This is a genomic window from Microvirga sp. CF3062 (genome assembly GCF_036314045.1).
Taxonomy (GTDB): Bacteria; Pseudomonadota; Alphaproteobacteria; order Rhizobiales; family Beijerinckiaceae; genus Microvirga.
The window spans coordinates 354,803-378,212 of the sequence record NZ_JAYGGN010000005.1 but is presented as its reverse complement, the minus strand read 5'-3'; the positions used below and the strand labels follow the sequence as shown (position 1 = coordinate 378,212).

Genomic DNA, 23,410 nt, shown 5'->3' with positions numbered 1-23,410 from the left:
TCCTTTTTTGTTAAAAAAAAAAGTAGGGTTTTTTATTTAATATATCTTATATACCCAGGACCTGTTAGACAAATTTTTGGTTTTTTTTTGTGGGGGGGGCCCGCCCGCCCCCCCCTCACAACAAATGGATCCGTGAGAGATCCGCGAAACGGTCTGGGAAGGAAACAGCATGGCGCGCGTAGCATTGGTCACTGGCGGCACTCGCGGCATCGGTGCCGCGATTTCAACAGCCCTGAAAGAAGCAGGCTACAAGGTTGCGGCGAATTACGGCGGCAACGACGAGGCCGCAAACCAGTTCAAGGGCGAGACCGGCATCCCGGTCTTCAAGTTCGACGTGTCGGATGCCGCCGCCTGCGAGGCCGGGATCAAGGCGGTCGAGGCCGAGCTCGGGCCCGTCGACATTCTCGTGAACAATGCGGGCATCACCCGCGACGGCATGTTCCACAAGATGACGTTCGATCAGTGGTCGGCTGTCATCCGCACCAATCTCGATTCCATGTTCACCTGCACGCGGCCTGTCATCGACGGCATGCGCTCGCGCAGTTTCGGCCGCATCGTCATCATCTCGTCTATCAATGGCCAGAAGGGTCAGATGGGACAGGCGAACTACTCCGCCGCGAAGGCCGGCGTGATCGGCTTCGCCAAGGCGCTGGCGCAGGAAAACGCCAACAAGGGCGTCACTGTCAACGTGATCGCCCCGGGCTACATCGCCACCGAGATGGTGAAGGCGGTGCCGGAAGAGGTGCTGAAAGCCAAGATCCTGCCGCTCATTCCGGTGGGCCGTCTCGGTGAGGCGGAAGAGATCGCCCGCACCGTGCTCTTCCTGGCCGGCGACGATGCCGGCTTCATCACCGGCTCGACCCTGTCGGTGAACGGCGGCCAGTACATGGCTTAATTGAGGAGGGTCATTCCGGACGCGGCTCCAAGCCGCGATCCGGGATCGCTCGCGGGAAGAGCACTTTATCGTCAGACGATCCCGGTTCTTCACTTCGCTTCGACCGGGATGACATGCTAGGTGGCGGTCACCATGACGACTCGCACCGCCACCACCATCGGCCTCACGGCCATCCTGCTCTGGTCCATGCTCGCCCTGTTCACAGCGGCGACAGGCACCATTCCGCCATTCCAGCTGAATGCCATGACGTTCCTGGTCGGTGGGCTGGTGGGCGTGGCGAGCTGGACCGCACGACCTCAGGGGCTCAAGGCTCTGCGGCAGAAGCCGGTCGTCTGGGCGTTGGGCGTCGGCGGCCTGTTCGGATACCACGCCCTCTACTTCGCGGCGCTCCGCTGGGCACCTCCCGCCGAGTCAGGGCTGATCAATTACCTCTGGCCGCTTCTCATCGTGCTCTTCTCCTCATTCCTGCCGGGCGAGCATCTGCGGCGGGCGCATATCGTCGGAGCGCTGCTCGGCTTTGCCGGTGTCATCGTGCTGATCGCCGGTCGCGGGGCCTTCGACGCGCGGGCGGAGTACATGCCGGGCTATTTGTGCGCCTTCGTGGCCGCCTTCGTGTGGGCCGGCTATTCGGTGCTCTCGCGCCGCTTCGGCCAGGTGCCGACGGACGCGGTGGCGGGCTTCTGTCTCATGACCTCGCTGCTCAGCCTCGTCTGTCATCTCGCTTTCGAGACGACCGTGTGGCCCGAGACGACCACGCAATGGCTCGCCCTTGTGGCGCTCGGCCTCGGTCCGGTGGGCGCGGCCTTCTACGTGTGGGACATCGGCATGAAGCAGGGCGACATCCGCTTTCTCGGCGTCGCCTCCTATGCGACCCCGGTGCTCTCGACCCTGCTGCTGGTGGTGGCCGGTTATGCGGCGCTGACCCTCTCGCTCGTGCTGGCCTGCGGCCTTATCGTGGCCGGTGCCTTGGTCGCGACGCTCACACCGAAGAAGAGCGTCCCGGCATGACCCGATGGGTGTAGCGGTAGGCAGTCCCGAAGCCGAGCGCCCCGTAGAGGGAGCGGGCGATCTCATTCTCCTCCCGCACCTGAAGATAGGCCGTGTGCGCCCCCTGCTCGCAGCCCCAGGCCATGAGGCTCGACACCACGCGGCGGCCTAAGCCAATCCCGCGCAGGTCCGGCGCCACCACGATGTCGTAGAGGCCTATATAGCCCCGCTCCACCACCCCCAGACCCCAGGCCACGGGCCTGTCGTCGAGGCTGAGCGTGGCGAAGGCTGCTTTCTGGCGGATGCGGGAGACGATTTTCATGAGAGTCTCATCATCGGCCTTGTCGCCGCCATAGGATCCCGCAGCCTCCCGCACCCAGCGCTTGGAGACTTGCGGCTCGAGAGCCACCTCGGGGTCGCGCTCGCAATCGTCGCTGCTGATGGGCGCAGTGAGAACATGCGTCGCCTCGATGTCCTTGAAGCCACGCAGCTTCAGCCGTTCATCCACATCGGACGCCTCAACGCCGTTGAGGCGGAAGGTCGGGCGCACATTGGCCTCGACGAAACGGGCGGTCATGTAGTCGATGAGCTCGTCGTCGAGGGTTGCATTCGACAGGAACGGCGTGGCGGAATTGGCGCGCTTCGAATAGCCGTCGGCGAGCCGCAGGATCCAGCCGTCATAAGTCTGGTAGTCGAACGAGGGCCAGGCGTTCAGGAGCCGGCTCTCGAGTCCGATGATGAGGCTGTGGTCGTTCATAAAGCTGCTCGCTCCTGCAGGGTCGCCCCGCATCAGAACCTGTTCTTCCACTCGCGCAAGGCCTGGAACACCTCCACTGGTCCGGCCCCTTCCTTATCAACGGATTTCGCGAGCGCAGGCTCCCCGGCTCGCAGGAAAGGATTGGTGGCCTTTTCCTGCCCAATGGTGGACGGCACCAGGAAGCGGCCCTGCGCCTTCGCATCCTCCGCCTCTTTGGCTCGCGCCTTCAGCGCCGCATTGTCCGGATCCGCCGCCAGCGCGAAGCGTGCATTCGATAGCGTATAGTCGTGTCCGCAATAGACCCGCGCCTCATCCGGCAGCGCCGCAAGCCGCTGCAGCGAGTGCCAGAACTCCGCGTAGGTTCCTTCGAACATCCGCCCGCAGCCGAGGGTGAACAGGGTATCGCCGGCAAACAGTGCGCGATCCGCCGCGAACCAATAGGAAACGTGATCGACGCAATGGCCCGGCGTTTCCCACACATGCGCCTGGAGGCCGCCCACATGCACCGTGTCGCCCTCGCGCACATAGGCATCGGCGGACGGCACGGCCTCGCGCGCTTTTATGGGCGCCACCACCCGGCAGCCGGTGCGGCGCCTCAAGCCCTCGATGCCCTGCACATGGTCGCCATGGCGGTGGGTGACCAGGATGTCGGTGAGCTGCCAGCCTGTCTCGGCCAAGGCTGCCAGAATTGCACCTTCGTCAGGCGCGTCGATGGCCGCGCAGGCGCCCGTATTGGGATCGTGGATCAGAACACCGATATTGTCCTGCAGGCAGAGAAAGGCGTGGATCTGGGCTGACATCGAGGAACCTTGTCTTGATGTGCTCTGAGCTATCATGGGACAGTCGGCCCGTGAAACCAGACCCGGGACCCTCTATTGCAATGATCGGATCAGCCCGAGAGGCAACCTGTTGAGGTCATGAGCATCGACATCACCGATCTGCGCGGCTTCTACGCCAGCCCCCTTGGGGCGGTGACACGCCGCTTCGTCGGCCGGTCCATTGACCGGTTCTGGGGTCCGCTCATGGGCCTGCGGGTGCTCGGCCTTGGTTATGCACCGCCTTATCTCTCGGCCGTGAAGGGCGAGAGCGAACGCACGCTGGCCTTCATGCCGGCGAACCAGGGCGTGGTGAACTGGCCCAGCACCGGGGCCTCGGCCTCGGCCCTCGTCGATCCGCTGATGATGCCTTTGCCCGATGCCTCCATCGACCGCGTTCTCGTGGTCCATGCCCTGGAGACGGTAGAGAGTCCGAGCGAGCTCCTGCACGAGATCTGGCGCATCCTCACCCCGGGCGGCCGGATCATCCTGGTGGCGCCCAACCGGCGCGGTCTCTGGGCCCGGATGGACACCACGCCCTTTGGCTATGGCCAGCCCTATAGCCGCTCGCAGCTGAAAAGCCTCATGCGCCAGACCTGGTTCTCCCCGGAGGGCTGGGCCGAGACCCTTTACGTGCCGCCCTTACGCAACCGCTTCCTGCTCCAGACCGCCCAGGCCTGGGAGCAAGTTGGATCCGGCTTCTCCCTGCCCTTCGCGGGCCTCCATATCGTCGAGGCGACCAAACAGCTCTACCGGCCTGGCGCCGTGCGTGCCGTGCAGCGCTCGCGCCGCTTCTCGCCGGTTTTCGCCCCAGTACCGGCGGCTCCTGCCTCGCGGGTAGGTTGATTGTCCTTGATTCCGCCGCGTTTTACAGGACTAAGGCAGGGCTCAACTTGACTTGAGGGTCCCGAAACGCCAGTGTCCGCCCCGCTTCGGCAGGGCTACAGGTCCACGCCGGTCTTCATTTTTTCCATAGAGTCTGATGCGCAGTTATCTCGATTTCGAAAAGCCCGTCGCGGAGCTGGAAGCCAAGGTCGAGGAGCTTCGGGCGCTCGGTGAGAACCGAGATGCCGTCTCCATCACCGACGACATCTCCCGCCTGGAGGTCAAGGCCGCCGATGCCCTGAAGGATCTCTATGGCCGGCTTACGCCCTGGCAGAAGACCCTCGTGGCCCGGCATCCCCAGCGGCCGCATTTCATCGATTACTGCGCCGGTCTCATCACCGAGTTCACGCCCCTCGCCGGCGACCGCAAGTTCGGCGAGGACGAGGCTATCGTCGGCGGTTTCGGGCGCTTCCGCGGCCAGCCTGTCTGCGTGATGGGCCAGGAAAAGGGCCACAACACCGAAACCCGCATCCGGCACAATTTCGGCATGGCCCGCCCCGAAGGTTACCGCAAGGCCGTGCGCCTGATGGAAATGGCCGACCGCTTTGGATTGCCGGTGATTTCCTTCGTGGATACTGCCGGGGCCTATCCGGGCATTGAGGCCGAGGAGCGCGGACAGGCCGAGGCCATCGCCCGCTCGACCGAGATGCAGCTGTCCCTCGGCGTGCCCAACGTCTCCGTCGTGATCGGCGAAGGCGGCTCGGGCGGCGCCATTGCCATTGCCACCGCCAACAAGGTGCTGATGCTGGAACACGCCATCTACAGCGTGATCTCTCCGGAAGGCGCGGCCTCGATCCTTTGGCGCGATGCGGCCCGAGCACAGGACGCCGCCACCAACATGAAGATCACGGCCCAGGATCTCCTGCGGCTCGGCATCATCGATGGGATCGTAACGGAACCCGTGGGCGGCGCTCACCGCGATCCACAGGCGGCACTTCAGGCCACCGGCAACGCCATCGAGGAATCCCTGCACGACCTCGGCAACATGGGGCCGGCTGAGATCCGCGACCACCGGGCCGACAAGTTCCTCGCCATCGGCCGCAAGCTCTGATCCGGCCTCTCCAAGGGCAGACGGAGTGCGCACGATCAGGGCGGGCTCCGGCACCCTTGGGCCTCGCTTTACCTCCAAAGAGAGCACTGCTCTCTAAAGAGACAGGCTCAAAAGCCGCCAAAAGCGGATTTTTTACCTTCCATTTACCACGACTCCATAACGGCCCCGCTTGCAGTAAGGGCGGGTTAAGGCTAACGATTTAGGGGTAAAGGGGAACTGTTCGGCACAGTCGCCGGGCAGATCAAAAATTGCGGGGTCCCCATGATGAAGCGTATCGCATTGGCCGCGAGCCTGGTGCTCGCGCTTGCTGCCTGCCAGGACGATAATCTCTCCCGTGGCTCGACGCGCCACCTTGTGCCGATTCCGTCAGCCACCATGGCGTTGATGTCGACCAAGGGCATGTCCAAGGACGATCCAATCCTGGTCCGAGCCTACAAGAAGGAATCGGAACTGGAGATCTGGAAGCGCGGCTCCAACGGGAAATACGCGCTCCTCAAGACCTACCCGGTCTGCCGCTGGTCGGGTCAGCTCGGCCCCAAGAACCGCGAGGGCGACCGCCAGGTGCCTGAAGGCTTCTACACGGTCACCCCGGCGCAGATGAACCCCAACTCCAATTTCTACCTCTCGTTCGACACCGGCTATCCGAACGTGCTTGACCGGTCGATGGGCCGCAGCGGCGGCGACATCATGGTGCATGGCTCGTGCTCGTCGCGGGGCTGCTTCGCCATGACGGACCAGAACGTCGCCGAGATCTACGCCATCGCCCGCGAGGCGCTGGGCGCCGGACAGCGCGGCTTCCAGTTCCAGTCCTATCCGTTCCGGATGACGGCCGAGAACCTGGCCAAGCACCGCCTCGACCCGAACATCGCCTTCTGGAAGAACCTGAAGGAAGGCGCCGATGCCTTCGAGGTCACGAAGGATGAGGTCCAGGTCGCCGCCGGCCGTGGACGCTACGAGTTCAACATCGATCCCGATTCCGCCCCCGTCGTCGCGCAGAGGCGCGCCCAAGACGAGCAGGAAGTGGCCGAACTGGTCGCCAAGGGCGAGAAGCCCGTCAAGCTCGTCTACCACGATGGCGACACGCACGAATCCTTCCGCACCGCGCTCGCCAATGTCACGGGCGTGTCCGACACTAAGCTCGGCTATGTGAGCCGGACTGAAGGCATCTCCTCCGGTCCGCGGGTGGTCGCCCTCAACGAAACCGGCAAGGAAGTGCCGGAGGCTCCGCCAACGGCGCTGGCCTTCGCGTCCATGAAGGAAGTTCCCGTCCCACAGGCGGAGACTCGAATGGCCGTGACCCGGCAGACGGCTCCGGTAGCTGCTGCAGCTGCGGCGTCTGAGGAGACGCCCTTCTACAAGAAGATGTTCGGCGGCGTCGCCGACCTCTTCAGCACGTCGTCCTCACAGCCCGTGACTGAGACGGTCCAGGCAGCGCCTGTCGCTCCTGCCATCAAGGTGGCTCCGGCCACGAAGAATGTGCCGCAGAAGCGGGCCGAGGCTGCAGTATCGGTCAAGGTCGCAAACGCGAACTGATTCAACCACTCATCACGATATGCAAAAGCCCGCCTCACTGGCGGGCTTTTTTGTTTGAGGTGGCCTGTCAAATGTCGGCGTAAAAGAAGCGTCGTTCAGAGACGCAGCGCAGACGGTCCCGGGTCTTTGACTTGCCCATCAACCGAACAGGGCGTCGATGGCATCCTGGGAGGTGCGGTTCGGATCACTGTCCAGGGCCGGCCCGTTCAGGAGAGCCTCGTCCCCTTCCCGATCCGGTACCTTGAAGGCTTCGACATCGTTGAAGCTTTCCAGGCCGCCCCAGATCTGCGCCATCTGGGTCACGCGCTCCTCGATGAACTTCATGGAGCCTACAACCTTGCTGATGCGCTGGCCGGTAATGTCCTGGAAATTGCAGGCCTCAAAAATCGTGATGACCCGATCCGAAATCCGCCGCGCCATTTCAGCGTCGGGACCGGACAGGCGGGAGGCCAGCGTTCCGGTGATCTCGTCGATCTCCTCGGCGGCCGCCAGGATGCTGTTGGTGGCAGCCTCCGTGCCACAGACCACAGCCCCGAGTTCATCGGTGACGCTGGTCACCTGTCCGCCCGGGTTGTGAGAGTGCAGGGTCGCAATCTCGCGCTTGGTGCGCTGGATCGACTCCGTGATGGCGTCAAGCTCTTCTTTGAGGTGAAGCGCCTCGCGCAGATCAGTCCGGATCTGGTCCAGGAGGGCCTTGGAGGCTCCGCTGCTCGGCTCGAGAGAAGCGTGGATCGCGGCCATGCCTCGCATGATCTCGGCATGCCGCCGGGCTGCGATGCTCTCGCGGGACTGAGCCAGAAGATCCAGGCTCAAGGGATCGAAGGAAATGGGCGGTGGGAGACGCATGGCGGCTACTCACCCAGCACGGCGCTGATTTTTGACCGCAGGGTATCGGCATTGAACGGCTTGACGATGTAGTTGTTGACGCCGGCCTGCTTGGCGGCGACCACGTTCTCGGTCTTGGCCTCCGCGGTGATCATGATGAACGGCAGGCTGCCCAGCTCCGCGTCGGCCCGCACCTTCTGCAGCAGCTCGAAGCCGGTCATGGGCGCCATGTTCCAGTCGGAGATCACCAGCCCGTACTTCTTCTCCTTGAGCTTGCCCAAAGCCTCGGAGCCGTCCTTGGCCTCGTCGACGTCGTTGAAGCCGATCTGCTTCAGCAGGTTGCGGATAATGCGCAGCATCGTCTGGTAATCGTCAACGATGAGAACAGGAAGGGACGTGTTCAATGCCATGATGTTTCGGCCTGCAAAGTGAGAAAGGAATGTGAAGAAGGATCCTCGGCGGACGCTTCTTCAAAAAGGTTGTTGGGTCCCTGCCTTATCCCTCACGATGCTTGCCTCAAGCTGGCGTCACCGCAGCAAAAAGCCCGGCCGAGGGGCCGGGCTTCGGAGTTCAATCGTATGGTGTTTAGCGTTCAGTGCCTTAAGCCCGGCGCCTCCTGGCCAGTGCGCGCCACGTACTCGGTGTAGCCGCCGCCATATTGATGAACGCCCTCCGGCGTGAGCTCCAGGAGGCGGTTGGACAGGGCGGCCAGGAAGTGGCGGTCGTGCGAGACGAAGAGCATGGTGCCCTCATAGCGCGAGAGCGCGTCGATCAGCATTTCCTTTGTCGCGATGTCGAGATGGTTCGTGGGCTCGTCGAGCACCAGAAAGTTCGGCGGGTCATAGAGCATCTTGGCCATCACGAGGCGCGCCTTTTCGCCGCCCGAGAGCACACGGCATTTCTTCTCCGCATCGTCGCCCGAGAAGCCGAAGCAGCCAGCAAGCGTGCGCAGCGACCCCTGCCCGGCCTGCGGGAAGGAATCCTCCAGGAACTCGAACACCGTGCGGTCGCCTTCCAGCACCTCCATGGCGTGCTGGGCGAAGTAGCCCATCTTGACGCTCGCACCGATGGTCACCGATCCCTCGTCGGGCGCAGCGGCACCCGCCACCAGCTTCAGCAGCGTCGACTTGCCGGCGCCATTGATGCCCATGACGCACCAGCGCTCCTTCCGCCGCACCCCGAAGTCGAAGCCCTCATAGATGCTGCGGCCGCCATAGCGCTTGTGCACGTTCTTGAGGCTGACCACATCATCGCCCGAGCGTGGCGCCGGCAGAAAGTCGAACGCCACCGATTGCCGGCGCTTCGGCGGCTCCACCCGGTCGATCTTATCCAGCTTCTTGACACGGCTCTGCACCTGCGCGGCATGGGAGGCGCGCGCCTTGAAGCGCTCGATGAACTTGATCTCCTTGGCGAGCATCGCCTGCTGGCGCTCGAACTGCGCCTGCTGCTGCTGCTCGTTCAACGCGCGCTGCTGCTCGTAGAACTCATAATTGCCCGAATAGGTGGTGAGCGAGCCACCGTCGATCTCCATGATCTTGTTGACGATGCGGTTCATGAAGGCGCGGTCGTGCGAGGTCATGAGCAGCGCTCCGTCATAGCCTTTGAGGAACTCCTCCAGCCAGATCAGGCTCTCGAGATCGAGATGGTTGCTCGGCTCGTCGAGCAGCATCACGTCCGGGCGCATGAGCAGGATGCGCCCGAGCGCGACACGCATCTTCCATCCACCGGACAGGGCGCCTACGTCGCCGTCCATCATCTCCTGGGAAAAGCCGAGGCCTGCGAGTACCTCGCGTGCACGGCCCTCCAGCGAATAGCCGTCAAGCTCCTCGTAGCGCGCCTGCACCTCGCCGTAGCGCTCGATGATCGCGTCGAGATCGCCGGCCTTGTCCGGATCCACCATGGCGGCTTCGAGTTCGCGCAGCTCGGCTGCCACGGCGCTCACGGGGCCTGCGCCCTCCATCACCTCGGCGGCGGCACTGCGGCCCGCCATCTCGCCTACGTCCTGGCTGAAATACCCGATGGTGATGCCGCGGTCGACGGAGATCTGGCCCTCGTCCGGCTGCTCCTCCTTGGTGACCATGCGAAAGAGCGTGGTCTTTCCCGCGCCGTTGGGGCCCACAAGGCCGATCTTCTCGCCCTTCTGAAGGGTTCCGGAGGCCTCGATGAAGAGGATCCGGTGGCTGCTCTGCTTGCTGACGTTCTCGATGCGAATCATGGGTCTTTAGGAACTGGAGGAGTTGCGGCGGCCTTATGGCATGGCCCGGCTCGAGAAACGAGCGCCCCGGCTCGGGCAAAATGTCAGGGGTTGAAGCAAATTTGTAAGCCTGCCTGCCAATGGCATGGCATACGACACCTCAGCGGAATAGCAGGCTCTACTACTCATACCCCTATAGCCCTGTAGCCGCGGAGGCGGCATTTTGATGATGGGGGCAAGGAGGGCCATCATGCGAAAGACGGTCATTGCTTCTCTCGGTGTGCTGATCGCCAGCGCTCTAGGGGTCATCGCCCAATCGGGTGATCCGATCACCCAGCGCCAGAACCTGATGAAGAACAATCAAGAGCAGATCCGGGCCTTGACCGGCATGGCCCGAGGGCAGGCGCCGTTCAATGCCGCGACAGCCCAGGCGGCTTTCCAGCAGCTTGAGCAAAACGCCCAGCAGACCCCTCCGTTGTTCCCGGCGGGCTCGACCCAGGGCAAGACCGCCGCTCTTCCGGCGATCTGGGAGCGTAAAGCCGATTTCGACGCCCGTGCGGTCAAGCTCCAGCAGGATGCGAGGGCTGCTCGGGCAGCAATAACCGATCAGGCCAGCCTGCAAGCTGCCATCCAGCGGGTGGGCCAGAACTGCGGTGGTTGTCACGAGACCTATCGCCGGAAAGACACTTGATAAAAAGTTGAGGGATCTGAGAAAAGCAGAGCCCTCTTAATCAGGGGATCGCGGAGGGAGATCGCAATGCGGTACCCCAAGGCTCCATGGTTTCTCTCCATCCTCGCGATGGGGCTTCTGACTTCTGCCTCTGCGTGGCACAGCGCTCCAATCGAGGTCGACTTGGCCCTTGTCTTGGCCGTTGATGTATCGACCTCCATGGATCCCGACGAGCAGAACTTGCAAAGGCAGGGCTATGTGGAAGCGTTCCGCTCGGCAATGGTGCACCAAGCCGTTCACAAAGGCACGGTTGGGCGAATTGCCGTGACCTATGTCGAATGGGCTGGAGCCCACCCGCGCTTCCAGAATGTCGTGGTGCCCTGGACTATTCTGGAAAAGCCCAAGGATAGCATCACCTTCGCGGAACGGCTGGCCCATGCGCCGATCTACCGTATGGCCGGTACTTCCATCTCGGAGGCCATCGCGTTCAGCTTGTCCCTCTTCTCTTCAGGCCACTTTCTGGCAGCGCGACGCGTCATCGACATCTCAGGCGATGGCTCGAACAACCAAGGGGCTTTGGTCACGGAGGCACGCGACATGGCAATTGCACAGGGTGTTACCATCAACGGACTTCCCATCGCACTCAGAGATCCCGATCAACGGGAGAATGCGACCCTGGATGCCTATTACCGCGACTGCGTCATCGGAGGTCCCAATGCGTTCATGATCCCTGTACGGGCGCGAGGACAATTCCTCATCGAGACCAGGGCCAAGATCGTTCGCGAGATTGCCGGTGGACCAGAGCCAGCCCAGCCTGTGCGGAAAGTGACACAAACGGACTGCGACACCAGCGAAAGCCTTTGGGACGATCCGGGACCGGATCCACACACTCCAAGGCACAATGCCGGGCAAAGTCTGTAAGAGACAGGTGCTGAACACGGCTCGGTCGAGCCAAATCCACGTCGACAAAAAGCCCGGCGCGACGGCCGGGCTTTTGTGTTCAATCTCTGAGTTCTCGCCTTAAGCCACGTACTGTCCGTGGCAGTGCTTGAACTTCTTGCCCGATCCGCAGGGGCATGGCTCGTTGCGGCTGACACGGCCCCAGCTGGAGGGGTCGTTCGGGTCGCGGGACGGCGTCGGCTCGGTGACTGCGGCGGCCGCGAAGCCGAGCGCCGGACCTGCGCCAGAGGCGCTACCCCGGGCCAGGTCGAACTCGTTCTCGCCGGTGGCGGGATCGAGGTGCTGGGCGAACATGGGCGGCAGTTCTTGCGGCTCCGGCTGCTGGAACACCACCTGGATGCGCATGAGCTGGCCCGTCACCTGCTCGCGCAGGTGACCGATCAGCGCGTTGAACAGCTCGAAGGCCTCGGACTTGTACTCGTTGAGCGGATCGCGCTGGGCAAGGCCGCGCCAGCCGATGACCTGACGCAGGTGGTCGAGGGTCACGAGGTGCTCGCGCCAGAGATGGTCGAGGCTCTGCAGCAGAACCTGCTTCTCCACATAGTTCATGACCTCGGCCGAGTTCGCCTCGATACGCTGGGCATAGGCCTCATCGGCCGCCTTGGTGATGCGCTCGCGGATCTCGTCGTCGGCAATGCCCTCTTCCTTGGCCCATTCCTCGATCGGCAGGTCGAGGTTGAGGAAGTTGAGGACGTTCGCCTTGAGGCCCTCTACATCCCATTGCTCGGCATAGGCCTGCTCGGGGATGGCGCGGGCCACGATGTCCTCAATCACCCCGTGGCGCATGTCGTCGATGGTCTCGCGCACGCTCTCCTGCGCCATGAACTCTTTGCGCTGCTCGAATACGACCTTGCGCTGGTCGTTCATGACGTTGTCGTATTTCAGGATGTTCTTGCGGATGTCGAAGTTGCGCGCCTCGACCTTCGCCTGCGCCCGCTCGATGGCCTTGTTGATCCAAGGATGGATGATGGCCTCGCCTTCCTTCAGGCCGAGCTTCTGCAGCATGCCGTCCATGCGGTCGGAGCCGAAGATGCGCATCAGGTCGTCCTGGAGCGACAGGTAGAACTTGGAGCGACCCGGATCGCCCTGGCGGCCGGAGCGGCCGCGCAGCTGGTTGTCGATGCGCCGCGACTCGTGACGCTCGGTACCGAGCACGTAAAGGCCGCCGGCGGCGAGCGCCTTCTCCTTGAAGGACGCGATCTCCTCGAGAATCTCCTTCTCGCGGCGGGCGCGCTCCTCGCCCTCGACGCCGGCGAGCTCGCGCTCAACGCGCATCTTGGCGTTACCGCCGAGCTGGATGTCGGTGCCGCGGCCGGCCATGTTGGTGGCAATCGTGATCGCGCCCGGCACGCCGGCCTGGGCGACGATGAACGCCTCCTGCTCGTGGAAGCGGGCGTTCAGCACCGCGAAGTGCTTGGTGCCACGGCCCGCACGGGCGTCCTGGTAGAGGGGCTCGAGCGCCAGCGGATTCTCGAAGTCGATAAGGGTGTAGCCCTCCTTGACCAGCATATCGGCCAGATGCTCGGATTTCTCGATGGAGGTGGTGCCCACCAGGATCGGCTGTCCCTTGGCGGAGGCCTCCTCGATGTCGCGGATCACCGCCTGGTAGCGCTCGTCGAACGTCCGGTAGACCTCATCGTCGTCGTCGATGCGGGAGACCGGACGGTTGGTCGGGATCTCGACCACTTCGAGGTTGTAGATCTCCATGAACTCGTCGGCTTCGGTTGCAGCCGTGCCGGTCATGCCGGCGAGCTTGCCGTACAGGCGGAAGTAGTTCTGGAACGTAATGGAGGCGAGGGTCTGATTCTCGGGCTGAACCTGGACCTTCTCCTTGGCCTCGAGCGCCTGGTGCAGGCCTTCCGAGTAGCGGCGGCCCTGCATCATGCGGCCGGTGAACTCGTCGATGATGACCACTTCGCCATTACGGACGATGTAGTCCTTGTCGCGCTGGAATAGGGTGTGGGCCCTCAGTGCCTGGTTCATGTGATGGACCAGGGTGGCGTTCTGGGCGTCGTAAAGATCGCCCTCCTTGAGCAGGCCGATCTCCCGCAGGAGCCCTTCGATCTTCTCGGTCCCGTCCTCGGTGAGCGACACGGAGCGCTGCTTCTCGTCGAGATCGTAATCGCTCTTGTCGAGGCGCGGGATCACTACGTCGATGGCGTTGTAGAGCTCGGAGCGGTCATCGAGCGGACCGGAGATGATGAGCGGCGTGCGGGCCTCGTCGACCAGGATCGAATCCACCTCATCCACGATGGCGAAGTTGTGGCCCCGCTGGACCATCTGCGCCATCTCGTACTTCATGTTATCGCGAAGATAATCGAAGCCGTATTCGTTGTTGGTGCCGTAGGTGATGTCCGACGCATAAGCTTGGCCGCGCTCCACATCATCGAGCCCATGGACGATCACGCCGACGGACAGGCCGAGGAAGCGGTAGATCTGGCCCATCCACTCCGAGTCGCGCTTGGCGAGGTAGTCGTTCACCGTCACCACATGGACGCCCTTGCCGGCGAGCGCATTCAGATAGACCGGGAGGGTGGCCACGAGGGTCTTGCCCTCGCCGGTGCGCATCTCGGCGATCGACCCCTCGTGGAGGACCATGCCGCCGATGAGCTGGACGTCGAAGTGGCGCTGACCCAGCGTCCGCTTGGCCGCCTCACGGACGGTGGCGAAGGCCGGTACCAGGAGGTCGTCCAGGGTCTTACCGGCCGCGAGCTGGGCCCTGAATTCCTCTGTGCGGGCGCGCAGCTGCTCGTCGGATAGGGCCTCCAGCTCGGCCTCCATCGCGTTAATGGCCGCGACCTTGGGCCGGTAGGACTTCAGCCGGCGTTCATTGACCGAGCCAAAGATTTTCTTCGCGAGAGAACCGAACATCGGGAGCCTTCGAAAATTCCGTAATGAGACAAGGGGCGTTTGCGCCGCCTTATAGACCTAATTATGCCAGAGTGCATCTTAAAGGCTGTGCCTGAGTGGCGCATCCTCAAGGGCCGCCCGGAAGGGCGTTCAAGACCCTGCGAGCGGCGATGCTGTGACATAAATATGCCATCTCTTGCAAACGTAAACACATTCGGCCATCTGATCGTCGCTGTCCGTGGGCGATCACGCTCACCAGAGGAAACACAATGAATCGCTCACTCAACGTCCGAAAGAGCCTTCTGGCCCTCGGCACCGCCCTGCCGCTCCTGGCCGGCGCCGCCCTCGCCCAGACCCCTCCTGCTCCCGCGACCTCGGCGGCTGCCGTTCCGGCCGTCGACTCCGCCAAGGTGGTGGCCCGCGTCAACGGCATCGAGATCACCGAAGGCGACCTCGCCATCGCGGCCGAGGATTCGGCCCTGCAGATGCCGAACGTGCCCGACGAGCAGAAGCGCGAGCTTCTCACGGGCTATCTGATCGACCTGAAGCTCGGCGCCAAGGCGGCCGAGGCCGCCAAGGTCGGCAGCGGCGCCGAATTCGCCCGCAAGCTGGCCTATAACCGGGACAAGACCCTTCTCGACGAATATCTCGATCAGGAGTCCAAGAAGGCCGTGACCCCCGAGGCCGCCCGCAAGCTTTATGACGAGACCGTCAAGAGCGTGCCGACCGAGCAGGAAGTCCGCGCCCGCCATATCCTGGTCGAGAACGAGGAGGACGCCAAGAAGGCCGCCACCCGCGTCAAGGGCGGCGAGGACTTCGCCAAGGTCGCCGGGGAGCTCTCCAAGGATCCCGGCTCCAAGACTGATGGCGGCGATCTCGGCTTCTTCACCAAGGACCGCATGGTCGAGCCATTCGCCGAAGCGGCCTTCAAGATGGAGGCCGGCCAGATCTCCGATCCCGTCAAGAGCCAGTTCGGCTGGCACGTGATCAAGGTCGAGGAGAAGCGCAACAAGCCGGCTCCGACCTTCGAGGAGACCAAGGACCAGGTGGAAACCTACCTTGCCCGCAAGGCCCAGCAGGACCTGATCCTCGGTCTGCGCAAGAACGCCAAGGTCGAGCGCCTGGACGACAAGGGCAGCCTCGTCGAGCAGAAGCAGCCGTAAGGTTTTCAGCTTCAGAAAAGTTCAGGGCGGCCTCCGGGCCGCCCTTTTTATTGGTTTACGCCGTCACTTGTTCGTCCGACCCATGCGGTTTGGATCGACACCGCCCTCACGGTTGGTCTGGTTCTCGACATCGCCCTGGAAAGTCGACCCGCCATCGAGATCGCGCGGGTCTTCGCCGGCCATGGTGGAACCTTTCGACCGGCCGATACCTGGATCGACCTCGAGATCGCTGCGGGGACGGTCCTGGGGTTGGGTCTTGGGGTGCTTGCCTGTCACGGAAGGCCTCCATTGTTCTGAAGGCTAGGTCAACGGCAGGGGCGAGGCCGTGTTCCGCGTTGTGACAATGACGTTCGGTGAAGCCTGCACTTGACAAAAAGCCTGAAAAAACTGCAGGTCGCGGCTCGCAACGTCGTATCTCAACACCTCTCCCGGATTGCTCATGTCCAAGACCGTGTCTCCGCTCGCGCCCACGTCGGTCCCGACGCTTCCGGCCCTTGAAGGCGTCAGGATCGCCACCGCGGAAGCCGGCATCCGATACAAGAACCGGACCGACGTGCTCTACGTGACGCTGCCGAAGGACACGGCCGTGGCAGGTGTCTTCACCCGCTCCAAGTGCCCCTCGGCACCGGTCGACTGGTGCCGCAAGAATCTTAGCAAAGGCACAGCGCGGGCCCTGGTAGTGAACTCGGGCAACGCCAACGCCTTTACCGGCAAGAAGGGCGCAGAAGCGGTGAAGCTCACCGCCGACATCGCTGCCGAGGCTGCAGGCTGCCGCGCCTCGCAGGTCTTCATCGCCTCAACGGGCGTCATCGGCGAGCCGCTTGACGCCACCAAGTTCCAGGGCGTGCTCGCAGCCTGCGAGAAGAAGGCCAAGCCCACCGGCTGGACCGATGCGGCCAAGGCTATCATGACCACCGACACCTTCCCGAAGGTGGCAACGCGCACGGCCAAACTCGGGGGCGTTGAAGTCACCATCAACGGCATGGCCAAGGGCGCCGGCATGATCGCCCCCGACATGGCCACCATGCTCTCCTTCGTGTTCACCGACGCACCGATCAACGCTCCCGCATTGCAGGCGCTGCTGAAGAAGGGCTCCGACAAGAGCTTCAATTGCGTGACGGTGGACAGCGACACTTCCACGTCCGACACGCTGCTCTTCTTCGCCACAGGCACTGCCGCCGCCAAGGGCGCGCCGACGATCTCATTGCCGAGCGACCGGCGTCTCAAGGAGTTCCGTGCAGCGCTCGAAAGCCTCCTGTGCGATCTTGCCCAGCAGGTCGCTCGCGACGGCGAGGGCGCGCGCAAGTTCGTCACCGTGAAGGTCACGGGCGCCACGGGCGCGACCTCCGCCAAGCGCATTGCCATGGCGATTGCCAATTCGCCTCTGGTGAAGACTGCGGTGGCCGGCGAGGACGCCAATTGGGGCCGCGTGGTCATGGCAGTCGGCAAAGCCGGCGAGCCCGCCGAGCGAGACAAGCTCGCGATCTGGTTCGGCGATATCCGCGTCGCCGCGAAGGGCGCCCGCGATCCGGAATACGATGAGGCCAAGACCTCCGCCTATATGAAGGGCGACGAGATCACGATCCGCGTCGATCTCGGCCTCGGCCGCGGCGAAGCCACCGCATGGACCTGCGATCTCACCAAGGCCTATGTGGAGATCAACGGCGATTACCGGAGCTGATGAGGCTCCGGTCTACGGGACAACCGTCACCTTCATCTTCGTGGTCACCCTCATAGGGCCGCCATACTGGTCGGTTCCGATAATGGCGTAAGAGAACTCGTCTGCTCCCCGGTAGCCCGGCTTAGCCACATAGAACGGCATGATGCCGCGCACCCCCGCCATTCCGGCCTTTGGCTTCTGAACAATCGCTGCTTCAGTGATGGCCCCTTCAATGCCATTGAGCCCGAAACCACACCCTTTGCCGGCTTTCACCGTCATCTCGCCTTCGATATTGGCGACATGCGAGTTGAAAGACATGGGGGAGACAATGCAATCCTGAGCCCGCACCTCAGTGGTAAGAGGCAAACAGGCGAAACCGAGGATAGCCATAGCGTAAGCAGGGTTCTTCATGGGATAGATCCTTATTTATGCAAGTTTATTATGTTACATTAACTCATCTGTTGTGGGAGCTGAATCTTGCAAGGTGACAAGGCGGCAGATCAGAACTGACATGTGCGAGAGAGCACATGAGCGCCTCTGAGGGGCGGCGAAATTCAGTTCGCTCTGCTCAGTAAATCAGGCTAAGACACCAGCCCTAAGCCCCTACCCCAAGTGGCAAGCGGATCTTTGACGTGCCCTCTCTCAAGCTCACTCTCGTCGTTGCCGTTGCCTTGATCGACACGGACAACCGCATCCTCCTGGCGCAGCGCCCGGAGGGGAAGCAGTTGGCGGGTTTGTGGGAGTTTCCCGGCGGCAAGGTGGAGCCGGGCGAGCGGCCGGAGGAGACGCTGATCCGGGAATTGCACGAGGAGCTCGGGATCACCGTGAAGGAACCCTGCCTCGCCCCGCTCACCTTCGCGAGCTATCCTTACGAGACCTTCCACCTTCTCATGCCGCTTTATATCTGCCGGCGCTGGGACGGCTTCGTGCAGCCGATGGAAGGACAGGCGCTGAAATGGGTCAAGCCGCAGGAGCTGCGCTCCTATCCCATGCCGCCGGCCGATGAGCCGCTGATTCCCTTCCTCGTCGATCTCCTGGCCTGAGGTCGCGCATGTCCGCCGCACCTGGGGAAGCCGCCGCGCTTCCCGTAGCCCCGACCCCGGTCTTCATGGCGGTGAACCTCCTCGTCTGCTCGATGCTGTGGTCCACCTCGTTCCTGTTCATCAAGCTGAGCGGAAGCATAAACCCATTCGTCCTGGCCTCCATCCGCGGCCTCATCGGCGCGTCTGCCCTCCTCTTGTGGTTCGCCGTGCAGGCCAAGAGCCTTCGCCCCGACAATGGCCAGTGGCATCATTGGGTGGTCCTCGGCGCCCTCAACGGCTGGATCCCGAATGTCCTCGTGGCTCATGCGCTGACCCAGATCGGAACCGCTCCGGCGGCCATGATCCAGGCCTCGGGGCCGCTCATCGTCGCGATTCTGTCGCACCTGCTTTATGCGGACGAGCGGCTGACCCCGCGCCGCTTCGTGGGCGTCGTCGTCGGCCTTGCAGGCATGGGTATTCTCATCGGCCCCGCGGCCCTGCCGGACAGCGGCATCAGCGCTTGGGGCGCGCTGACCATGGTGGCCACCGCTCTCAGCTATGCCACCGCGAACCTCTATGTCCGCTCGATCAAGCAAGCGGACCCGGCCCGCCTCGCTCTCGGTCAGCAGATCTGCTCCGCCATTCCGGCAACCGCGCTGGCGCTCGTGGTTGCAGGCCCTTCCGCCTTCGAAGCAGTGCCGAACAGCGCGGCTTCGCTCCTGGCGCTCGGCATCGTCTCCACCGCCCTGCCGATCCTGCTCTTCATGCGACTCATCCGCCGCGCCGGCCCGACCCGGGCCTCGATGGTCGGCTATCTCCAGCCGGTCTGGACGGCGGTCCTCGCAGTCCTCTTTCTCAACGAAACCATTGGCGCGCGCGAAATCATCGGCGGCGCCGTGGTGCTGTCAGGCGTGGCGCTTGTGTCGTTGAGCGGGCGGCTCAGGTCAGCTCGCTGAGCATGGCGCGCGTCTCGGGCGGGATCTCCACCGGCTTCTGGGTTTCACGGTCCACATAGACATGGACAAAATGCCCCTGCGCGACCGCCGCTTGAGCGCCCTGCTTGAAGATCCCGATCCGGTAGCGCACCGATGAGCGCCCGAGATGCGTCACCGCAATCCCGGCCTCCAGCGCTTCCGGAAAGGCGACGCTCTCGAAATAGGTGCAGCCCGACTCGACCACGAGGCCGATAACGGGGCTCTCGGTGATGGCGAGCAGCCCCTTCTCGACAAGCCAGCCGTTCACGGCGGAGTCGAAATACGAATAGTAATGCACGTTGTTCACATGCCCGTAGGCGTCGTTGTCCATCCAGCGGGTGGCGATGGGGCGAAACACCTTGAATTCCGAGCGGTCGGGGCGCGAAGGACGATCCGTCATAGCGCGTCTCACCACGCCGCTTCGTAGATCGCGCGCGCATCGTCCAGCGTGAGCGGACGAGGATTGTTCACGAGCAACCGCGTCTGCTTCATGGCATCCTCGGCCATCATCGGCACCGCATCCTGTGGAATGCCCACGTCGCGCAAGCGCGGCTGAAGTCCAACCTTGGTGCAAAGGGAAGCCAAGGCCTCGACGAAGGCGGATCCCGTCGCGCGGCCTTCGAGCTCTGGGAAGGCATAAGGGGCGAGCTCCGCATAAGCCGCCTCGCAGGCGCTCGCGTTGAAGCGCAGCACATGCGGCAGCACGAGGGCGTTGGAGAGCCCATGCGGAATGCTGAAATGCCCACCGATGGGATAGGCCAGCGCATGCACGGCGGCGACCGGCGAATTGGCGAACGCCTGGCCGGCCAGCATGGAGCCGAGCAGCATGGCCGAGCGCGCCTCCACATCCTGACCTTGATGCACCGCGCGCTCGATGTTGCGCCCGAGCAGGCGAAGAGCCTCCTTGGCGAGCGCCTGCGAGACCGGATTGTTGTTGGCGCTCGTCGAGGTATAGGCCTCGATGGCATGCACCATCGCGTCGATGCCGGTGGCTGCCGTCACATGCGGCGGAAGGCCGAGCGTGAGATCGGGGTCGAGCAGCGCGATGTCCGGGATGATGAGAGGCGACACGACACCCTTTTTCTCATGTGCGCCGGTGGTGACGATGGAGATCGGCGTCACCTCCGATCCCGTGCCCGCCGTGGTGGGAATGGCCAGCAGCGGCAGACGCGGTCCTTTCGCCACGCCGACGCCGTAGATGTCGGCAAGAGCCTCGCCGCTGGCCGCGAGCAGCGCTACAAGTTTTGCTACGTCGATGGAGGAGCCGCCGCCGAAGCCGATCACGGCGCGCGCGTCGAATGCCTTTGCCTGTTGAACTGCGGCCAGCACCACGTCTTCCGGCGGATCGGCCACGACCGCATCGAATACATCGACAGCAACCCCAGCTTCCTCCAGGGCGCGTAGAGCCGGCGCGATGAGCCCCGCCTTCACGAGCCCGGCATCGGTGACAAGCGCCACGCGAGGCCCGAGGCGCTGCGCGACGATTTCCCCTAAGCGCGCGATGCTGCCGGAGCCGAAGACGAGGGAGGGAGCGGTGTTGAAGGTAAACGGCGACATGGGCTTTTCCCGAAATGGGATTCCTTTGCGCCGCAGATTGCCCTGGGCTGCACGAGCCAGCAACCCGCATTCTCTAGGCCATTGGGAGAAGCTCCTAGTCCTTGAACTCCTCGATGGCGTCCACCCTGTCCGGATAGAAGGCAAGATGCTCCTTGATGGCAGCCACCGAGGGGAACGGCTCCTCATAGCTCCAGGCTGCATTCTCCCGCACGAGCCCGCCTCCATTGACGGTGAAATAGGAGGCGTTGCCCTTGAAGGGGCAATGGGTGTGATGATCGGTCGAGTCCAGCAGGTCCATATGCACATCCTCACGGGGAATGTACTGCACGGGCGGCAGGGTCGCCTCCTGCAGGGTGAGCGCCTGCGTGGTCTCCGCGACGATGAAGCCGCCGAGCATGACCCGGATGCGGTGCGGATTTTGCGTGATAGTGATTGGATGATCCGGGCCGGGCTCCCTCATGACGCTTCCTTCTCCAAGACAGGTCCTCTGGAGAATGAAGATAGGGCAACCTGGTTGCACCCCAAGGCGTGAGCGGGCCAGCTAATCCTTGCCAGGCTTAAGCCCACCTTCCTTCACGCCCAGCGCATCGGCCAGCCGCACCTTGGCGGAGCCGGGACGCAAGGGCTTCTGCTGGCTTTCATGCGGCGTCCAGCCGGAGAGCCAGACGATCTCGAAGGTCGCCGGAATCCGACCGTCGGGCTCGCTGAAGCGCTCCGCATAGATCTCCGCCATCCGCATCAGGGTGGCGCGCCGCAGCGGGGTCCGGCGGCGGTCGTTCAGCGCGTTGGTCAGCCCCATCTGGCGCAGGTCGCGCATGAGCGCGAAGGCATTGGCATAACGCACCCGGACGACGTCGGAATCCGTCACCGGCAGGGCAAAGCCCGCACGCTGAAGCAGCCCCCCGATGTCGCGCAGATCCGCGAAGGGCGCCACCCGGGGACTCACGCCGCCCTCCACCTCCGATTCGGCCTGCGTCAGCGACTGGCGCAGCTCGGTGAGCGTGCTCCCGCCCAGAAGCGCCCCGACGAAGAGGCCATCGGGCTTCAGCGCCCGCCGGATCTGAATAAGGGAGCCCGGCAGATCGTTCACCGAATGGAGGGACAGGAGCGACACGGCCAGATCGAAGTGCTCGCCCGAGAACGGCAGCCGCTCCTCGTCGCCCAGGATGCTCCCCGGCTCCGGCACCGGCGACAGGCGGACCACCGTCCCGGCGCGCCCGCTCCGGCGCAGGGCCTCCGCCGCGGCTGGCGTGGGGGTGCCCACGTCGAGCGCAAGCGGGAACTCCCGCAGCACGGTCGAGAGCCGCTCCTCCAGGTCTTCGACGGCGCGGACCAGCAGGAAGTCGGCATAGCCCTGGTGCAGCGCACGCGACAGGCGGCGGCGGACGAGGGGGCGGTCGAAAACGAGAGGCGTGCTCATGAGGCGCTGGATATGGCGTGTGGTGGCTCAGGAACCAAGGACTTTTTGATCTGTCCAACAGGGAGGTGGCAGGAGATGGCACATCGGCTAAGCTTTGCCTATGAGCGAGCCTATAGACGCCGAGCCGATCAAAATCCGCGACCGCCTCCACCGGGGTGCGCGGGAGGCCTGTCGTTCGGCCCTGGGCCTCCTCTACCCGCCGACCTGCATCGCCTGCCAGGCTGCCACGGGGGAGCCTTACACTCTCTGTGCCGCCTGCTGGTCAGGGATGCGCTTCATCGAGCGCCCCTATTGCGAGCGTCTCGGAACGCCATTTGCCGTCGATCTCGGTCAGCCGCTGCTCTCCCCGGCGGCCATCGCCGACCCGCCGGTGTTTCAGCGGGCCCGGGCCGTTGCTGAATATGACGGCACCGCGAGCCTCCTCGTTCACCGCCTGAAGTACAACGACCGCCTCGAACTCGCCCGGGCGCTCGGCGGGATGATGACAAGGGCCGGAGCGGAACTCCTAGTGGACGCAGACGTGATCGTTCCCGTGCCGCTCCACCGTTGGCGACTCTGGTGGCGGCGCTTCAACCAGGCCATGGCGCTGGCCAAAACCGTCTCGGTCGACAGCAAAGTGCCCTGCGATCCGTTCCTGCTCGCCCGCGTCAAACGCACCCGCCGGCAGGTGGGGCTCACCAAGGCGCAGCGGCAGGAGAACCTGCAGGGTGCTTTCCGGGTCCCCGTGGAGGCGAAAGCGCGGCTGCAAGGCAAGCGGGTGCTCCTCGTGGACGACGTGCTGACCACCGGCTCCACGGCCAACGCCGCCTCTCGGGCGCTCTTGCGCGGCGGTGCGGCCTCCGTCGATGTTCTGGCCTTCGCCCGGGTGGTGAAGGAGTTGTGACGGAGGCGCAAAGCTTCCTATATCCTCCCCACCACAGGAGACATTCCGACTATGCCTGCCATTACGATCTACACGAAAAGCTGGTGCCCCTATTGCTCGGCCGCCAAGAAGCTTCTTGACCAGAAGGGTGTCGAATTCACCGAGATCGACATTGAGAAGAAGCCCGAGGCCAGGGCCGAGATGATCCAGAAGGCCAAGGGCCGCTCGACCGTGCCGCAGATCTTCATCGGCGAAAAGCATGTCGGCGGCTGCGATGACCTGTATGATCTTGATGACAGGGGCCAGCTTGAGCCTTTATTGCAGGCCTGA

Annotated in this window: 25 protein-coding genes; 13 read left to right on the top strand and 12 right to left on the bottom strand. The window is 63.7% G+C overall.

What is annotated here, in order from left to right:
• Nucleotides 1-169 precede the first annotated feature (169 nt).
• Complete coding sequence (gene phbB, locus VB618_RS12005; protein ID WP_329796887.1) at nucleotides 170-895, top strand: acetoacetyl-CoA reductase; 726 nt, start codon at nucleotides 170-172, stop codon at nucleotides 893-895.
• A gap of 132 nt (nucleotides 896-1,027) precedes the next feature.
• On the top strand, nucleotides 1,028-1,903 hold the full coding sequence (gene yddG / locus VB618_RS12000; protein ID WP_329796886.1) for an aromatic amino acid exporter YddG: 876 nt from the start codon (nucleotides 1,028-1,030) through the stop codon (nucleotides 1,901-1,903).
• Here the strand turns inward: yddG and VB618_RS11995 are convergent.
• Nucleotides 1,875-2,639, bottom strand: coding sequence for a GNAT family N-acetyltransferase (locus VB618_RS11995; protein WP_329796885.1), 765 nt, complete (start codon nucleotides 2,637-2,639; stop codon nucleotides 1,875-1,877). The two genes, yddG and VB618_RS11995, sit on opposite strands and share 29 nt — an antisense overlap.
• 32 nt (nucleotides 2,640-2,671) lie before the next feature.
• Nucleotides 2,672-3,439, bottom strand: a complete 768-nt coding sequence (gloB, locus tag VB618_RS11990) for a hydroxyacylglutathione hydrolase (protein ID WP_329796884.1) — start codon at nucleotides 3,437-3,439, stop codon at nucleotides 2,672-2,674.
• A gap of 117 nt (nucleotides 3,440-3,556) precedes the next feature.
• On the opposite strand from gloB, the gene VB618_RS11985 reads away from it, so the two are divergent.
• The 3 genes from VB618_RS11985 (at nucleotide 3,557) to VB618_RS11975 (ending at nucleotide 6,923) form a co-directional block, all read left to right on the top strand.
• Nucleotides 3,557-4,300 carry a class I SAM-dependent methyltransferase gene (locus tag VB618_RS11985; protein ID WP_329796883.1) on the top strand — a complete coding sequence of 248 codons (744 nt, stop codon included), beginning with the start codon at nucleotides 3,557-3,559 and terminating at the stop codon, nucleotides 4,298-4,300.
• A gap of 136 nt (nucleotides 4,301-4,436) precedes the next feature.
• Nucleotides 4,437-5,390 carry an acetyl-CoA carboxylase carboxyltransferase subunit alpha gene (locus tag VB618_RS11980; protein ID WP_329796882.1) on the top strand — a complete coding sequence of 318 codons (954 nt, stop codon included), beginning with the start codon at nucleotides 4,437-4,439 and terminating at the stop codon, nucleotides 5,388-5,390.
• A 261-nt stretch (nucleotides 5,391-5,651) separates the two neighbouring features.
• Nucleotides 5,652-6,923 (top strand): murein L,D-transpeptidase family protein, encoded by a 1,272-nt coding sequence (locus VB618_RS11975; protein WP_329796881.1) that lies wholly within the window; start codon nucleotides 5,652-5,654, stop codon nucleotides 6,921-6,923.
• Between the two features lie 138 nt (nucleotides 6,924-7,061).
• On the opposite strand, the gene VB618_RS11970 is transcribed toward VB618_RS11975, so the two are convergent.
• The 3 genes from VB618_RS11970 to abc-f all read right to left on the bottom strand — a co-directional run bounded on the left by VB618_RS11970 (nucleotide 7,062) and on the right by abc-f (nucleotide 9,963).
• On the bottom strand, nucleotides 7,062-7,769 hold the full coding sequence (locus VB618_RS11970; protein WP_329796880.1) for a protein phosphatase CheZ: 708 nt from the start codon (nucleotides 7,767-7,769) through the stop codon (nucleotides 7,062-7,064).
• 5 nt (nucleotides 7,770-7,774) lie between these two features.
• Complete coding sequence (locus VB618_RS11965; protein WP_329796879.1) at nucleotides 7,775-8,158, bottom strand: response regulator; 384 nt, start codon at nucleotides 8,156-8,158, stop codon at nucleotides 7,775-7,777.
• Nucleotides 8,159-8,340: 182 nt separating this feature from the next.
• Nucleotides 8,341-9,963: a ribosomal protection-like ABC-F family protein gene (gene abc-f, locus VB618_RS11960; protein WP_329796878.1), complete on the bottom strand. Its 1,623-nt coding sequence runs from the start codon at nucleotides 9,961-9,963 to the stop codon at nucleotides 8,341-8,343.
• 229 nt (nucleotides 9,964-10,192) lie between these two features.
• Here abc-f and VB618_RS11955 point away from each other — a divergent pair, with 229 nt between their 5' ends.
• Entirely contained in the window at nucleotides 10,193-10,633 is a 441-nt protein-coding gene (locus VB618_RS11955; protein ID WP_329796877.1) for a c-type cytochrome, read from the top strand.
• Between the two features lie 66 nt (nucleotides 10,634-10,699).
• Nucleotides 10,700-11,533, top strand: a complete 834-nt coding sequence (locus VB618_RS11950; protein WP_329796876.1) for a DUF1194 domain-containing protein — start codon at nucleotides 10,700-10,702, stop codon at nucleotides 11,531-11,533.
• A gap of 99 nt (nucleotides 11,534-11,632) precedes the next feature.
• Here VB618_RS11950 and secA read toward each other — a convergent pair whose 3' ends face one another.
• A complete protein-coding gene (secA, locus tag VB618_RS11945) occupies nucleotides 11,633-14,443 on the bottom strand; it encodes a preprotein translocase subunit SecA (protein ID WP_329796875.1) in 2,811 nt (936 codons plus the stop codon).
• A 248-nt stretch (nucleotides 14,444-14,691) separates the two neighbouring features.
• On the opposite strand from secA, the gene VB618_RS11940 reads away from it, so the two are divergent.
• The gene (locus VB618_RS11940) at nucleotides 14,692-15,585 is read left to right on the top strand and encodes a peptidylprolyl isomerase (RefSeq protein ID WP_329796874.1); all 894 of its coding nucleotides are present in this window, start codon (nucleotides 14,692-14,694) and stop codon (nucleotides 15,583-15,585) included.
• Between the two features lie 63 nt (nucleotides 15,586-15,648).
• On the opposite strand, the gene VB618_RS11935 is transcribed toward VB618_RS11940, so the two are convergent.
• Nucleotides 15,649-15,861 (bottom strand): hypothetical protein, encoded by a 213-nt coding sequence (locus VB618_RS11935; protein WP_329796873.1) that lies wholly within the window; start codon nucleotides 15,859-15,861, stop codon nucleotides 15,649-15,651.
• 163 nt (nucleotides 15,862-16,024) lie between these two features.
• On the opposite strand from VB618_RS11935, the gene argJ reads away from it, so the two are divergent.
• Nucleotides 16,025-17,266, top strand: a complete 1,242-nt coding sequence (argJ, locus tag VB618_RS11930; protein WP_329796871.1) for a bifunctional glutamate N-acetyltransferase/amino-acid acetyltransferase ArgJ — start codon at nucleotides 16,025-16,027, stop codon at nucleotides 17,264-17,266.
• 12 nt (nucleotides 17,267-17,278) lie between these two features.
• Here the strand turns inward: argJ and VB618_RS11925 are convergent, their stop codons facing one another.
• Nucleotides 17,279-17,656, bottom strand: coding sequence for a hypothetical protein (locus VB618_RS11925; protein WP_329796870.1), 378 nt, complete (start codon nucleotides 17,654-17,656; stop codon nucleotides 17,279-17,281).
• Between the two features lie 221 nt (nucleotides 17,657-17,877).
• Between VB618_RS11925 and mutT the strand changes: the two genes are divergently transcribed.
• Together mutT and VB618_RS11915 are read left to right on the top strand one after the other, a co-directional pair.
• Nucleotides 17,878-18,288 carry an 8-oxo-dGTP diphosphatase MutT gene (gene mutT / locus VB618_RS11920; RefSeq protein ID WP_329796869.1) on the top strand — a complete coding sequence of 137 codons (411 nt, stop codon included), beginning with the start codon at nucleotides 17,878-17,880 and terminating at the stop codon, nucleotides 18,286-18,288.
• Between the two features lie 8 nt (nucleotides 18,289-18,296).
• Nucleotides 18,297-19,223 carry a DMT family transporter gene (locus tag VB618_RS11915; RefSeq protein ID WP_329796868.1) on the top strand — a complete coding sequence of 309 codons (927 nt, stop codon included), beginning with the start codon at nucleotides 18,297-18,299 and terminating at the stop codon, nucleotides 19,221-19,223.
• Here the strand turns inward: VB618_RS11915 and VB618_RS11910 are convergent.
• The 4 genes from VB618_RS11910 to VB618_RS11895 form a co-directional block, all read right to left on the bottom strand.
• Nucleotides 19,207-19,641, bottom strand: coding sequence for an acyl-CoA thioesterase (locus VB618_RS11910; protein ID WP_329796867.1), 435 nt, complete (start codon nucleotides 19,639-19,641; stop codon nucleotides 19,207-19,209). The two genes, VB618_RS11915 and VB618_RS11910, sit on opposite strands and share 17 nt — an antisense overlap.
• A gap of 8 nt (nucleotides 19,642-19,649) precedes the next feature.
• The gene (locus VB618_RS11905) at nucleotides 19,650-20,798 is read right to left on the bottom strand and encodes an iron-containing alcohol dehydrogenase (protein WP_329796866.1); all 1,149 of its coding nucleotides are present in this window, start codon (nucleotides 20,796-20,798) and stop codon (nucleotides 19,650-19,652) included.
• A 94-nt stretch (nucleotides 20,799-20,892) separates the two neighbouring features.
• Nucleotides 20,893-21,258, bottom strand: a complete 366-nt coding sequence (locus VB618_RS11900) for a DUF427 domain-containing protein (RefSeq protein WP_329796865.1) — start codon at nucleotides 21,256-21,258, stop codon at nucleotides 20,893-20,895.
• Between the two features lie 81 nt (nucleotides 21,259-21,339).
• Entirely contained in the window at nucleotides 21,340-22,218 is an 879-nt protein-coding gene (locus VB618_RS11895) for a methyltransferase domain-containing protein (RefSeq protein ID WP_329796864.1), read from the bottom strand.
• Nucleotides 22,219-22,318: 100 nt separating this feature from the next.
• On the opposite strand from VB618_RS11895, the gene VB618_RS11890 reads away from it, so the two are divergent.
• Complete coding sequence (locus VB618_RS11890; protein ID WP_329796863.1) at nucleotides 22,319-23,101, top strand: ComF family protein; 783 nt, start codon at nucleotides 22,319-22,321, stop codon at nucleotides 23,099-23,101.
• Between the two features lie 51 nt (nucleotides 23,102-23,152).
• Nucleotides 23,153-23,410, top strand: a complete 258-nt coding sequence (gene grxC / locus VB618_RS11885; RefSeq protein ID WP_329796862.1) for a glutaredoxin 3 — start codon at nucleotides 23,153-23,155, stop codon at nucleotides 23,408-23,410.